Below are 13,059 nucleotides of genomic sequence, written 5' to 3'. Positions count from 1 at the left end.
ATGAAAGAGAAAAGCAGCGAAGAGGTTCGCCTCGACAAATGGCTGTGGGCGGCGCGCTTTTACAAAACCCGGGCGATTGCGCGGGAGATGATTGAAGGCGGCAAAGTGCACTACAACGGTCAGCGCAGTAAACCCGGCAAGATCGTCGAGCTGAATGCGGAACTGACCGTGCGTCAGGGCAACGATGAACGCACCGTGGTGGTGGCGAATATCAGCGCTCAGCGCCGCCCCGCCAGCGAGGCACAGCAGCTCTACCGCGAAACCGATGCCAGTATCGAGAAACGCGAAAAAATGGCGCAGGCACGCAAACTGAATGCGCTGACTATGCCCCATCCCGATCGGCGACCTGACAAAAAAGAGCGTCGCGATTTGATGAAGTTTAAATTATCGGGCGATGAGTAATGCCGTCTTCGCGGACGCGCCATCGCCCCGTTCCAGTGAGAGAAAAAATATGTCAGTCCAGGATCAACTGCACCGTTATCTGTTTGAAAATGCCGCTGTGCGCGGCGAGCTGGTGAACGTCTCCGACACCTGGCGTGAAACCGTGAAGAACCACGACTATCCGGCTCCGGTTAAGACGCTGCTGGGTGAGATGCTGGTCGCCACCAGCCTGCTGACTGCCACGCTGAAGTTTGACGGTGAAATTACCGTGCAGCTGCAGGGTGACGGTCCGCTCTCTCTGGCGGTGATCAACGGCAACAACAATCAGGAGCTGCGTGGCGTGGCGCGCATTAAAGGCGACATCCCGGCCGACAGCACCCTGAAAAGCATGGTGGGCAACGGCTACCTGGTGATCACCATTTCCCCTGAAAAAGGTGAACGCTATCAGGGCGTGGTGGGACTGGAAGGTGAAACGCTGGCGGAATGCCTGGAAGATTACTTCATGCGTTCTGAGCAGCTGCCTACGCGGCTGTTTATCCGCACCAGCGACCAGGGCGCCGCCGGTATCCTGTTGCAGGTTCTGCCGGCACAGGAGACAGAGAAAGAGGCGTTCGACCACCTCGCGACCCTGACGGAAACCATCAAAACCGACGAGCTGATCACCCTGCCGGCCAATGAGGTGCTGTGGCGTCTCTACCATCAGGAAGAGGTCACCCTCTATGATCCGCAGCCGGTCATCTACAAATGCACCTGTTCGCGTGAACGCTGTGGTGAAGTGCTGACCACGCTGCCGAAGGAAGAGGTGGATGAGATCATTGCGGAAGATGGCAAAATTGACATGCACTGCGACTACTGCGGTTCAGACTACGTGTTTGACGCGGTCGATATCGCGGCGATTCGCAGTCATTCTCACGGGAATGACGAGCGTCTGCACTGATTCACCGGGCGGCGTCTGCCGCCCCGTTTTCCTCTCCCCCTCCTATCCCCATAATTTCTCAGGCAAATTATCTTTTTTTACTTTCATAACATCTTTAAAACGTTCGAAACATAGCCTTAACGCGCCCTGAGTCGCATTTTTAGATCGCTGCCCTTTTTCCCTCAACGCAGAAGAGTAAACTGCGCGCGATCGTGCAGCCGCCCGGAAGGCAGAGGCAGAAGCCCTGATAAGCCTGGTTGTGCCTGCAGGCTGAGGTGACGACGCGCTGTGACTTTTCAGTGCGTCGTCGCATCAGTGCAACAGCCGGCCGTACGATCCCAACCTATCTCTGCTTTGCAGAACAGACACCGATTTAAGGAGCAGTAAAATGCGCGTTAACGGCCTGACCTCGCAAGACCTTGCCGCTTTGGGCATCGTGGATACCACGGAAGTGGTTTACAACCCTGATTACGACACGCTCTTTCAGGAAGAGACGCGCCCGGACCTCGAAGGTTTTGCACGTGGCACCCTGACGCAGAGCGGTGCGATTGCAGTAGACACCGGGATTTTCACCGGGCGATCGCCAAAGGATAAGTACATTGTGCGTGACGACACCACGCGCGATACCCTGTGGTGGAACGACCAGGGCACCGGCAAAAATGACAACCAGCCCCTGTCGCAGGAGACCTGGAACGCGCTGAAAAGCTGCGTCACCCGGCAGCTCTCCGGCAAGCGCCTGTTTGTCGTGGATGCCTTCTGCGGTGCCAATGCTGACTCCCGTCTGAGCGTGCGTTTCGTCACCGAAGTGGCCTGGCAGGCCCACTTCGTCAAAAATATGTTCATCCAGCCGACCGACGCTGAGCTGGCCGACTTCACGCCCGATTTTGTGGTGATGAATGGCGCGAAATGCACCAACCCGGACTGGCAGGCGCAGGGTCTGCACTCTGAGAACTTTGTCGCCTTCAATCTGACGGAGCGCATGCAGCTGATTGGTGGCACCTGGTACGGCGGCGAGATGAAGAAAGGTCTGTTCGCCATCATGAACTACCTGCTGCCGCTGAAAGGCATCGCTTCGATGCACTGCTCTGCCAACGTTGGCAAAGCGGGCGACGTGGCGGTCTTCTTTGGCCTGTCGGGCACCGGGAAAACCACACTCTCGACCGATCCTGACCGCCAGCTGATTGGCGATGATGAACATGGCTGGGACGATGACGGCGTGTTTAACTTCGAGGGCGGCTGCTACGCCAAAACCATCAACCTCTCAGAGCAGGCTGAGCCGGAGATCTACCGCGCCATTCGCCGTAATGCGCTGCTGGAGAATGTGGTGGTGCGCGAAGATGGCAGCGTGGATTACGCCGACGGCAGCAAAACCGAAAACACCCGCGTCTCTTACCCGATCAATCACATCGACAACATCGTGCAGCCGGTCTCAAAAGCGGGCCATGCGAAGAAGGTAATTTTCCTGACCGCCGATGCGTTTGGGGTGCTGCCACCGGTTTCCCGTCTGACGCCGGAGCAGACACAGTATCATTTCCTGTCCGGTTTTACCGCCAAACTGGCCGGAACCGAGCGTGGTGTGACTGAGCCGACACCGACCTTCTCTGCCTGTTTTGGCGCCGCATTCCTGACCCTGCACCCGACGCAGTATGCCGAAGTGCTGGTGAAGCGGATGGAGGCGTCTGGTGCGCAGGCGTATCTGGTCAATACCGGCTGGAACGGCAGCGGCAAGCGTATCTCGCTGAAAAATACCCGTGCCATCATCAACGCGATCCTGGCGGGTGAACTGGATGATGCGCCGGTAGAAACCCTGCCGATCTTCAATCTGCAGATGCCGGTGACACTGGGTGAGCTGGACAGTGAGACGCTCGATCCGCGTCGCAGCTGGGAGAGTGAAGAGAAGTGGACCGCCGCCGCCGAAGGGCTGGCGCAGCGTTTTATTGATAACTTCGATAAGTACACCGATAACGCAGCCGGTGCAGCGCTGGTAAAAGCGGGCCCGCAACGCTGACGGAACGGGCGCGGCAGTCCTCCTGCCGCGCCCGTTTTATCCGCCTGAGACGCTGTTGCTGCCGTTGTTATGGCTCAGCGCCATATTTTCCGTTAACGGCAACCAGGCGCGAATACGCAATCCCCCGCGCTCGCTCTCGCCAATCTCCAGCGACCCCTGATGCGCATCAATAATACGCTGTACAATCGCCAGGCCGAGACCGGTTCCGCTGGTGCTGCGGGCACTGTCGCCGCGCACAAACGGCTGGAAGAGATGCGCCAGCTGATCGGGCTTAATACCCGGCCCGTCATCTTCCACCTGAAACCAGGCGCGATGCAGTTCCCGTCCGCTGCTGACTTTAATCCAGCCATTGCCGTATCGCGCGGCGTTGACCACCAGGTTAGCCAGTGCGCGTTTGATCGACAGCGGGTTGATATCCAGCATTAACTCTTCCGGCATCACCGCATTTTCGATCTCACGTTCGTAGCCACTCTCTGCGGCCACCACCTCGCCCAGCACGCTGTTCAGGTCGGCGCGCTCGGTCTGCATCTCCTGACCGGTGCGCAGGTAGTCGATGAACTGTTCGATGATGGCGTTGCACTCTTCGATATCTTTGTTAATCGATTCGGCCAGATAGCCATCCTGCTCGCTCATCATCTCGGTGGCGAGACGAATACGGGTCAGCGGCGTGCGCAGGTCGTGACTGACCCCCGCCATGAGCAGCGTGCGGTCATCCGCCAGCTGTTTTACCCCGGCCGCCATCTGGTTAAAGGCCCGGGTCACCGATCGGACTTCGGACGCGCCATACTCGCGCAGCGGCGGCGGAATAATCCCGCGCCCGACCTGCAGAGCGGCGTGCTCCAGATCCACCAGCGGCCGGTTCTGGATGCGGATAAACAGCCAGGCGCCGCCAATCGCCAGCAGCATTATCGCCAGGGTATAGCGGAACAGCGGCGAGAAGTCGCCCTGATGGATTTCCGTCAGGGGCACCCGCACCCAGATATCAGGCGACAGCCAGGTTTTCAGCCAGACCACAGGCGAGTTTTTGTTGACCTCGACCCGCACATCGGTGGGCCCGCCCAGCTGCTGCCCCATCTGTTCACTCAGGAATTCATAGTGCTGCGCCCAACGCAATCCGCTCTCCTCTGCTGCTGCATTGGTGTAGAGCGAGATCCCCAGTTCGCGGTAGATTTCCCGGCGAAACGCCGGAGGCACTTCCAGCTGCGTGCCATCCTCCAGCTGCAGCCGGTCGGTCATCAGCATACGTACTTCGTATGCCAGCACCTTATTGAACTGCTGCAGGCTGGGAAGGATGGCAAAGTTCAGCACCACCAGATAGGTCGTGACCAGGCTGACAAACAGCAGGGTCACGATCAGCAGCAGGGTGCGCGCAAACGAACTGCGTGGCGAGAAGCGCAGTCGCCTCATGCTTTACTGCCGTCCGGCACGAAGACGTAGCCCAGACCCCAGACGGTCTGGATGTAACGTGGATGCGCCGGGTCCTCTTCCACCATGCGACGCAGGCGTGAGATCTGAACGTCGATCGAACGCTCCATGGCACTGTATTCACGGCCACGCGCCAGGTTCATCAGCTTGTCGCGCGACAGCGGCTCACGCGGGTGGCTCACCAGGGCTTTCAGCACGGCGAACTCACCGCTGGTCAGCGGCATCGGCTCATCTTCACGGAACATCTCGCGGGTGCCGAGATTAAGTTTGAATTTACCAAAGGCGATAATCGCCTCTTCCTGCGACGGTGCACCGGGCAGTTCATTGGCCTGACGACGCAGCACCGCGCGGATACGCGCCAGCAGTTCGCGCGGGTTAAAGGGTTTAGGAATGTAGTCGTCCGCGCCGATCTCCAGCCCGACGATACGATCGACCTCTTCACCCTTGGCCGTCACCATAATGATAGGCATCGGGTTGCTCTGACTGCGCAGACGACGGCAGATAGAGAGGCCATCTTCACCCGGCAGCATCAGGTCGAGCACCATCAGATGAAAGGATTCACGGGTTAACAGACGATCCATCTGCTCGGCATTAGCGACACTGCGCACCTGAAAGCCCTGCTCGGTGAGATAGCGTTCAAGCAGAGCACGCAGACGCATATCATCATCGACGACCAGAATTTTGTAGTTCTCTTGCATTTTCAACTCCCAAAGGCGCTATTGCCTGAGCCAACATTGTTAAAAAAAGATGCCTTATAGTGACAGTCATTAATGGTTTATATTCTAGCCAAAATTGTTACAAAGCATATTAAACAGGAGCTTATATTTAATTTCGGGCCAATTTCGGGGCCAGGCTCACCCTTTTTACCGGCGACAGGGCAGGATACGGCAAATCTGAAAAAACGGCCCTGTTTCTCAGAATCGCTGGCGTCAGAAGCGGACCGGCATTTATTCGATGAATAAATTCAGCGGCTTAGCAGTTAATTTGGCTTAAAACGGAGTCATCATTATGGATAAGCTCCAGATAATCTATCCTGCCCGCATTCAGACAGCATAATATTCCAGCAAAAGCGTCCGGGACGCCATCCTCATCTCGGATTAATTTCAGTGCTTCTCACAGCAAGGCCAGTTGAAATTAAAGTCACATAAATCAATCAGTAAAGCCAACTTTTCGCCTTCTCCGTTTTCAACCAGACTGCTCAGGCACCATTCGACGTCTCAACGGGGATTACACAATGAAAAAAACGATTTTACTGCTGAGCGCGCTGGCATTAGGCAGCGTTAGCCCAGGTTATGCTGCCACAGCGACCGGTGAAGCGGCCGGTGCAGCGGCAACCTCAACCGCTAAAGGTAACTCTGACGCCATTGGCGTTGGCGCAGTCGCAGCCCTGCTGGGCGTTGCGCTGGCGACCATGGGCGGCGGCGGCGGTGACGGACATGGCACCGGCACCTCGACCACCACGGCGACTCACGCCGGAAAATAAGTCTGTTTTATTGGCCAGCGTCCTGTGACTGGCTTCAGATTACGCTTCAGCAGCACCCCTTTCGCCGCCGGGGAAGTCAACGCGGGTTTTTAGCTTTAAAAACCCCTTCCCCGACTCTTTTTTGCCGCGCCCTGTTTGCCTTACACTGTTTCTCTTTTGATTTGGCTGGCCGGATTAGCATGAAAACCCGACTGATTACCCGCGAAGGCTTCGATAAGCTGAAAGCGGAACTCGACTACCTCTGGCGTGAAGAGCGACCGGAAGTGACCAAAAAGGTGACCTGGGCTGCCAGCCTTGGCGATCGCAGTGAAAATGCCGACTATCAGTACAACAAGAAACGGCTGCGGGAAATTGATCGTCGCGTTCGCTACCTGACCAAAAGTCTTGAGCAGCTGCGCATTGTTGACTACTCGCCCCAGCAGGATGGCAAAGTCTTCTTCGGTGCCTGGGTGGAAATTGAAAACGATGCGGGCGACCTCAAACGCTTCCGCATCGTGGGCTACGATGAGATTTTTGGCCGCAAGGATTACATCTCCATCGACTCGCCGATGGCGCGGGCACTGCTGAAAAAAGAGGTGGGCGATGCTGCCACCGTCGAGACGCCAGTGGGTCCGGCGCTCTGGTATGTCAACGCGATTGATTACCCGCAATAACGTTTCAGATTATGGCTGAAAGCCGCCAGCGTCTCTGGCAATTTTGACCATCAATCCGTATAACTGTCCGCTATTTCTCAACCCGGAAAGCAAGACAGTCCTGATGATGAACGTTCTGAGCCAGATAATAGCCAGTGAGCTGCAGGCGCGTCCCGAACAGGTTGACGCCGCCGTTCGCCTGCTGGATGAAGGGAATACCGTGCCGTTTATCGCACGCTATCGTAAAGAGGTCACCGGCGGGCTGGATGATACCCAACTGCGCCAGCTGGAAACCCGCCTCAGCTATCTGCGTGAACTTGAAGAGCGACGCCAGTCGATTCTGAAGTCGATTGACGAGCAGGGAAAACTCACCGACGACCTCGCCCGCGCGATCAACACCACCCTCAGCAAAACCGAGCTGGAAGATCTCTACCTGCCCTACAAACAGAAGCGCCGTACGCGTGGACAGATCGCGATTGAAGCGGGTCTTGAGCCGCTGGCGGACACGCTGTGGCAGGATCCGTCTCACACCCCTGAGCAGCTGGCTGCACAATATGTCGATGCCGACAAAGGGGTGGCTGACGTGCGTGCCGCGCTGGATGGCGCCCGCTACATTCTGATGGAGCGTTTCGCTGAAGATGCGGCGCTGCTGGCGAAAGTGCGTAACTATCTGTGGAAAAATGCTCACCTGGTGTCGCGCGTGGTGGAAGGGAAAGAGGAAGCGGGCGCGAAGTTCCGTGACTACTTTGACCACCATGAAGCGCTGAGCAGCGTGCCGTCACACCGTGCACTGGCGATGCTGCGCGGCCGTAACGAAGGCGTTCTGCAACTCTCGCTGAATGCTGACCCGCAGTTTGATGAAGCGCCGCGTGAAAGCCACGGCGAAACGCTGATTGCGGAACACCTGAACCTGCGCCTGAACAACGCCCCGGCAGACAGCTGGCGTAAAGCGGTCGTGAGCTGGACATGGCGCATCAAAGTGATGCTGCATCTGGAAACCGAGCTGATGGGCACGGTGCGCGAACGCGCAGAAGATGAAGCGATCAACGTTTTTGCCCGTAACCTGCACGATCTGCTGATGGCCGCGCCCGCGGGCATGCGGGCCACCATGGGACTGGACCCGGGCCTGCGCACCGGCGTTAAGGTCGCCGTCGTTGATGCCACCGGCAAAGTAGTCGCGACCGACACCGTCTATCCGCACACCGGTCAGGCCGCGAAAGCCGCCGCCGCCGTTGCGGCCCTCTGCGTTAAGCATCAGGTGGAGCTGGTGGCAATTGGTAACGGCACCGCATCCCGCGAAACCGAGCGCTTTTTCCTCGATCTGCAGAAGCAGTTCCCGCAGGTCACGGCGCAGAAAGTGATTGTCAGTGAGGCGGGCGCGTCCGTCTACTCCGCCTCTGAACTGGCGGCGCAGGAGTTCCCGGATCTGGATGTCTCTCTGCGCGGCGCGGTGTCGATTGCCCGACGTCTGCAGGACCCGCTTGCTGAGCTGGTGAAAATCGATCCGAAATCGATCGGTGTCGGTCAGTATCAGCATGATGTCAGCCAGAGCCAGCTGGCGAAGAAACTCGACGCGGTGGTGGAAGACTGTGTGAACGCCGTCGGCGTGGATCTGAATACCGCCTCGGTGCCGCTGCTGACCCGCGTCGCGGGCCTGACGCGCATGATGGCGCAGAACATTGTCGGCTGGCGGGATGAAAATGGCCGCTTCCGCAACCGCCAGCAGCTGCTGAAAGTGAGCCGCCTGGGACCAAAAGCCTTTGAACAGTGCGCGGGCTTCCTGCGTATCAATCACGGCGATAACCCGCTCGACGCCTCCACGGTCCACCCGGAAGCCTATCCGGTGGTCGAGCGCATTCTGGCCGCTACCGAACAGGCGCTGAGCGACCTGATGGGTAATGCGGGCAGCCTGCGCAATCTCAGCCCGCGCGATTTCATTGATGACCGCTTTGGTCTGCCGACCGTAACCGACATCATGAAAGAGCTGGAGAAGCCGGGCCGCGATCCGCGTCCTGAGTTTAAGACGGCGCAGTTTGCCGAAGGCGTCGAGACGCTGAGCGACCTGACGCCGGGCCTGATTCTGGAAGGCAGCGTTACCAACGTCACTAACTTCGGGGCGTTTGTGGACATCGGCGTGCATCAGGATGGCCTGGTGCATATCTCCTCGCTCTCTGACCGCTTCGTGGAAGATCCTCATCAGGTGGTAAAAGCGGGCGATATCGTCAAAGTCAAAGTGATGGAAGTCGATCTGCAGCGCAAACGTATTGCCCTGACCATGCGTCTCGATGAGCAGCCAGGTGAAGGCAATGCGCGTGGCGGCGCGAAAAATGGCGCGCCGCGTGACGAGAAACGTCCGGCTGCCGCGAAAGGCCGTCCGCGTCCGGTCAGCGCCTCTGCGGGTAACAGCGCAATGGGTGATGCCCTGGCCGCCGCGTTCGGTAAAAAACGCTAAGCTTATCAGGGGGCCGCACGCTGGCCCCCTGTTCCCGCCGCTTTCCCCGGTTGAAAATCCCCGCCATAACGCTACGCTAAAAAGACGCCTGTCATAAAAACAACATCTGCTGTGGCATCCAACTCACGATGGAAACGATCACCGATCTGATTGATAAGATTTATGCCGGCACCTTTCCCCAGGCTACCCTGACGCGCCTGCTGAGTGAGATCGCCACCGCCCGCGACGCCATCAAGCTGCCGCGCAAGGCGCACTGGGACGAGCAGGATGTGGTGCTCATCACCTATGCCGATCAGTTTCGGGAAACCGGCAAGCCCACACTCACGACCTTTTCCCGCTTCTATCAGCAGCATCTGCAATCCCTCTTTCCGCTGGTTCACCTGCTGCCTTTCTTTCCCTGGTCGTCTGACGACGGCTTTTCTGTCATTGATTACCATCAGGTTGATCCGCTGTGCGGTGACTGGCAGGACGTTGCCCGCCTGCATCAGGAAACCCGACTGATGTTCGATTTTGTCTGCAACCATATGTCGTCGCGGAGCGCCTGGTTCCGCCACTTTCTGGCGCAGGACCCCGGCTGGGACGATTTCTTTATCAGCATGCCGCCCGCCACTGACCTCAGCGCCGTCACCCGTCCGCGAACCTCGCCGCTGCTGACCCCTTTTCAGATGGCCGATGGTGACACCCGCTTTATCTGGACCACCTTCAGCGCCGATCAGATCGACCTGAACTTTGCCAATCCTGAGGTGCTGCTGCGCATGGTCGGGGTGCTGCTCGACTACCTGATACGCGGCGCGGACTACGTGCGGCTCGATGCGGTCGGCTACATGTGGAAAACGCCCGGCACGCGCTGTATTCACCTGGAAAAAACCCATCAGCTGGTGAAGCTCTTTCGCGCGATTGCCGACCAGGTCGCCCCTGGCACGGTGATTATCACGGAGACCAACGTGCCACATCGGGACAACATCAGTTACCTGGGCAACGGCCACGATGAGGCGCAGATGGTTTATCAGTTTTCGCTGCCGCCGCTGGTGCTGCATGCGATTCATACCGGCTCGGCGCGCGCGCTGCGGCAGTGGGCCAGCTCGCTGGATCTCAGCAGCAATGACACCACCTTTTTTAACTTTCTGGCGTCCCACGATGGTATCGGCCTGAATCCGGCGCGCGGAATTTTGTCGGAGGTGGAGATCGTGGCGCTGGTGCGCGACCTGGCACTGGAGGGTGCGCTGGTCTCCTACAAAAATAATCCGGACGGCACCACCAGCCCGTATGAAATCAACGTCACCTATCTGGATGCGTTAAACCGTGAGGCGGACGACGACGCCACGCGGCTGAAACGTTTTTTACTGGCCCATGCCATTCTGCTGGTGTTCCCTGGCGTGCCGGCCATCTATATCCAGAGCATTGTGGGCGGGCGAAATGATTACGATGGGGTACGTGCCGCCGGACACAACCGGGCGATTAATCGCCAGAAGTATGATCTGCAGACGATAGAAGCGGCGCTGGCGGGGGAAGAGTGGCTGCGTCAGCAGATCTATATCCGGCTCGGTCAGCTGATCCAGCTGCGCCGTCGCCAGCCTGCTTTTCATCCCGATAATCCGATGACGATCTCAGAGAGCGAAAATGCCCTGCTGGTACTCAGACGTCATTCGCCGGACAGCGATGAAGGATTGCTCTGCGTGTTTAATCTCAGTGGACGGCCGGTGGAGACACCGCTACCTGAGGCACGTATGTGGCAGGATCTGATAAGCGGAGAGAAGATGGATGGCACCCAGCCGGTTAAGCTGGATGCCTGGCAGTTCATGTGGCTACGCTGATTACTTGTAGACTTCAGCGGTGGCGCTGAATTTACCGTGTTCGCGACCCGCGATCACCAGGTAGTATTTACCGCCTTTCTCGTCAGCAAGCTGAGACAGCACTTTTTTAGCATCCATTGGCGAGGTGGTTTCCGCTGTGGTGTTAACAGTGCCAATCTTCTGCAGGTTCATTGATTTAACTTCTTCTTTGGTGACTTCTTTCGCTGCCATCGCAGAAAATGAAATCGCGCCCATCATCATTGAAGCCACAACCCATTTAAAAACCTTCATTATGTTTACCCTCATTCATGATCCATTGTGAGATGTAAGCAGCCGCTAAACGCGTAAGGCAGTATGGAACGGCATAGTCATTTCCGTGACTAATCACATAAATTTGCAGCGGCCTTGCTCACAGAGAGAAGTATTGCTGCTGCCAGCGATTTTGCCAACTTAAAGCCTCATTATCCCGGCAAATCACTGATAAAGTTAATAATATGCTGACAAAAGATGTCTGGATGGGAAATAAAAGGTGCATGTGCTGCCTTGTCGATAACGACTGAAGGCGAGGCTGGCAACATTTCATCAATCTCTGCAGCAATCCGGCGCGGCACCAGCCCATCGAGTGCGCCATAGAGACGCAGGAACGGCAGCCCGATCTGCGGTAACGCGCTGCGCAGATCGACCTGACGCAGAATCTCCAGTCCGCTATCCAGCACCGCCACTTCCGGCATCGGTTGCGACAGCACCACCTCTTTCAGCTGCCGTGCATCGGCGCGCGCCGTTTCGGTGCCCAGCGTCTGCAGCGCCAGAAAGCGCTCCACCGTGCGCTGAAAATCGTTGCTGAGCATCTGCTGAAAGTTCTGCAGCGTCTCGGGTTTAATGCCGGGCCAGTGCTCTGTGGCGGTGAAACAGGGCGACGATGCAACGGTAATCAGTGCAGCCAGTTTTTCTGGCGCGGTCAGCGCCAGCTGTGTCGCCACCAGTCCGCCCAGAGACCACCCCATGACGATCGCCTGTGCGGGCAGCGCAGGCAGCAGCGCCTCTGCCATCTGTGTCAGCGTCAGCGCACCCGCATCCTGACTGCGGCCATAGCCCGGCAGATCGACCAGATGCAGGCGGTAATGCGGGCTGAGTCGCGGAATAATGCTTTGCCAGACTTCGGCATTCAGCCCCCATCCGTGCAGCAGCACAAGATCGCGTTTTCCTTCTCCGCAGGTGTGCCAGTAGAGCGACGTCATCAGTTACTATCCCGAAAATGATAAGGAGGTCGCTATGCTAGCAATGCCTGCCCTGTGTTGGCTATGCCAGATGCCGTTACAGATCGCCCGTCACGGTCTGTGCAGCTTATGTCTGCGTGAATTACCGCCGCTGCCTCTGCTCTGTCCACGCTGCGGATTGCCCGCCGGGACGACGCGGGTCGCCTGTGACCGCTGCCAGCGCAAACCGCCCGCCTGGCAGGCGCTGGTCTGCGTCAATGACTATCGCCCGCCATTCAGTGAGTGGGTTAATCAGCTTAAGTTTTCTCACATAACCGCACTCAGGGTGATGCTGGCGCGGCTGCTTTTGCTAAGCTGGCTGGATGTCTGGCGGCACGGTCGTGTGGTGCGTCCCGACCTGCTGCTGCCGGTGCCGCTGCACTGGCGGCGACGCTGGCGGCGTGGTTACAACCAGAGCGCCCTGCTGGCCGCCCCGCTGGCGCACTGGCTACGGTGCGAATGGCGTGACGGCCTCTCCCGCCAGCGAAGGGGAGCGTTGCAGCATCAGCTCACTGCCCGCCAGCGCCGCACCAACTTACGGGATGCCTTCCGCCTTGAAATGGCGGTGCAGGGTCGCCATATCGCCCTGCTGGATGACGTCATCACCACCGGCAGTACGGTCGATGAAATCAGTCGTCTGTTACTGGCGCAGGGCGCGGCCAGCGTGCAGGTCTGGTGCCTGTGCCGTACCTTGTAGAGCGTCATTGATGGGC

At 58.0% G+C, this 13,059-nt stretch carries 12 protein-coding genes; 8 read left to right on the top strand and 4 right to left on the bottom strand.

Annotation, left to right across the window (positions count from 1 at the left end; translation table 11 throughout):
* The 3 genes from hslR to pckA all read left to right on the top strand — a co-directional run bounded on the left by hslR (position 1) and on the right by pckA (position 3,305).
* Positions 1-402, top strand: a complete 402-nt coding sequence (gene hslR, locus HFD97_RS14265; protein WP_009087700.1) for a ribosome-associated heat shock protein Hsp15 — start codon at positions 1-3, stop codon at positions 400-402.
* Positions 403-451: 49 nt separating this feature from the next.
* A complete protein-coding gene (hslO, locus tag HFD97_RS14260) occupies positions 452-1,318 on the top strand; it encodes an Hsp33 family molecular chaperone HslO (RefSeq protein ID WP_009087701.1) in 867 nt (288 codons plus the stop codon).
* A 367-nt stretch (positions 1,319-1,685) separates the two neighbouring features.
* Positions 1,686-3,305 carry a phosphoenolpyruvate carboxykinase (ATP) gene (gene pckA / locus HFD97_RS14255; RefSeq protein WP_009087703.1) on the top strand — a complete coding sequence of 540 codons (1,620 nt, stop codon included), beginning with the start codon at positions 1,686-1,688 and terminating at the stop codon, positions 3,303-3,305.
* A gap of 36 nt (positions 3,306-3,341) precedes the next feature.
* On the opposite strand, the gene envZ is transcribed toward pckA, so the two are convergent.
* The gene (gene envZ / locus HFD97_RS14250; protein ID WP_009087704.1) at positions 3,342-4,712 is read right to left on the bottom strand and encodes a two-component system sensor histidine kinase EnvZ; all 1,371 of its coding nucleotides are present in this window, start codon (positions 4,710-4,712) and stop codon (positions 3,342-3,344) included.
* Positions 4,709-5,428: a two-component system response regulator OmpR gene (gene ompR / locus HFD97_RS14245; protein WP_003853014.1), complete on the bottom strand. Its 720-nt coding sequence runs from the start codon at positions 5,426-5,428 to the stop codon at positions 4,709-4,711. The genes envZ and ompR overlap by 4 nt, the downstream gene beginning before the upstream one ends.
* A gap of 536 nt (positions 5,429-5,964) precedes the next feature.
* Between ompR and yjbE the strand changes: the two genes are divergently transcribed.
* The 4 genes from yjbE to HFD97_RS14225 all read left to right on the top strand — a co-directional run bounded on the left by yjbE (position 5,965) and on the right by HFD97_RS14225 (position 11,111).
* A complete protein-coding gene (gene yjbE / locus HFD97_RS14240) occupies positions 5,965-6,213 on the top strand; it encodes an exopolysaccharide production protein YjbE (protein ID WP_009087705.1) in 249 nt (82 codons plus the stop codon).
* A gap of 179 nt (positions 6,214-6,392) precedes the next feature.
* A complete protein-coding gene (gene greB, locus HFD97_RS14235) occupies positions 6,393-6,866 on the top strand; it encodes a transcription elongation factor GreB (RefSeq protein ID WP_009087707.1) in 474 nt (157 codons plus the stop codon).
* A 103-nt stretch (positions 6,867-6,969) separates the two neighbouring features.
* Positions 6,970-9,297, top strand: a complete 2,328-nt coding sequence (locus HFD97_RS14230) for a Tex family protein (RefSeq protein ID WP_140029822.1) — start codon at positions 6,970-6,972, stop codon at positions 9,295-9,297.
* A 128-nt stretch (positions 9,298-9,425) separates the two neighbouring features.
* Positions 9,426-11,111 carry an alpha-amylase family glycosyl hydrolase gene (locus HFD97_RS14225; RefSeq protein ID WP_167432090.1) on the top strand — a complete coding sequence of 562 codons (1,686 nt, stop codon included), beginning with the start codon at positions 9,426-9,428 and terminating at the stop codon, positions 11,109-11,111.
* Here HFD97_RS14225 and HFD97_RS14220 read toward each other — a convergent pair whose 3' ends face one another.
* Positions 11,112-11,381 carry a YdgH/BhsA/McbA-like domain containing protein gene (locus tag HFD97_RS14220; RefSeq protein WP_009087712.1) on the bottom strand — a complete coding sequence of 90 codons (270 nt, stop codon included), beginning with the start codon at positions 11,379-11,381 and terminating at the stop codon, positions 11,112-11,114.
* Between the two features lie 170 nt (positions 11,382-11,551).
* Positions 11,552-12,328 carry a pimeloyl-ACP methyl ester esterase BioH gene (bioH, locus tag HFD97_RS14215; protein WP_046100728.1) on the bottom strand — a complete coding sequence of 259 codons (777 nt, stop codon included), beginning with the start codon at positions 12,326-12,328 and terminating at the stop codon, positions 11,552-11,554.
* A gap of 34 nt (positions 12,329-12,362) precedes the next feature.
* Here bioH and gntX point away from each other — a divergent pair, with 34 nt between their 5' ends.
* Positions 12,363-13,043: a DNA utilization protein GntX gene (gntX, locus tag HFD97_RS14210; RefSeq protein ID WP_167432091.1), complete on the top strand. Its 681-nt coding sequence runs from the start codon at positions 12,363-12,365 to the stop codon at positions 13,041-13,043.
* Positions 13,044-13,059 lie beyond the last annotated feature (16 nt).

Source organism: Pantoea sp. EKM103V (assembly GCF_011800365.1).
GTDB lineage: Bacteria > Pseudomonadota > Gammaproteobacteria > Enterobacterales > Enterobacteriaceae > Pantoea > Pantoea anthophila.
The sequence above is the reverse complement of the archived record's forward strand: the minus strand, read 5'-3'. Positions and strand labels throughout refer to the sequence as shown.

What these genes read in the sequence shown, in the direction of transcription:
- hslR (WP_009087700.1), top strand. Translation starts at nt 1, where the DNA reads ATGAAAGAGAAAAGCAGCGAAGAGGTTCGCCTCGACAAATGGCTGTGG.
- hslO (WP_009087701.1), top strand. Translation starts at nt 452, where the DNA reads ATGTCAGTCCAGGATCAACTGCACCGTTATCTGTTTGAAAATGCCGCT.
- pckA (WP_009087703.1), top strand. Translation starts at nt 1,686, where the DNA reads ATGCGCGTTAACGGCCTGACCTCGCAAGACCTTGCCGCTTTGGGCATC.
- envZ (WP_009087704.1), bottom strand. Translation starts at nt 4,712, where the DNA reads ATGAGGCGACTGCGCTTCTCGCCACGCAGTTCGTTTGCGCGCACCCTG.
- ompR (WP_003853014.1), bottom strand. Translation starts at nt 5,428, where the DNA reads ATGCAAGAGAACTACAAAATTCTGGTCGTCGATGATGATATGCGTCTG.
- yjbE (WP_009087705.1), top strand. Translation starts at nt 5,965, where the DNA reads ATGAAAAAAACGATTTTACTGCTGAGCGCGCTGGCATTAGGCAGCGTT.
- greB (WP_009087707.1), top strand. Translation starts at nt 6,393, where the DNA reads ATGAAAACCCGACTGATTACCCGCGAAGGCTTCGATAAGCTGAAAGCG.
- HFD97_RS14230 (WP_140029822.1), top strand. Translation starts at nt 6,970, where the DNA reads ATGATGAACGTTCTGAGCCAGATAATAGCCAGTGAGCTGCAGGCGCGT.
- HFD97_RS14225 (WP_167432090.1), top strand. Translation starts at nt 9,426, where the DNA reads ATGGAAACGATCACCGATCTGATTGATAAGATTTATGCCGGCACCTTT.
- HFD97_RS14220 (WP_009087712.1), bottom strand. Translation starts at nt 11,381, where the DNA reads ATGAAGGTTTTTAAATGGGTTGTGGCTTCAATGATGATGGGCGCGATT.
- bioH (WP_046100728.1), bottom strand. Translation starts at nt 12,328, where the DNA reads ATGACGTCGCTCTACTGGCACACCTGCGGAGAAGGAAAACGCGATCTT.
- gntX (WP_167432091.1), top strand. Translation starts at nt 12,363, where the DNA reads ATGCTAGCAATGCCTGCCCTGTGTTGGCTATGCCAGATGCCGTTACAG.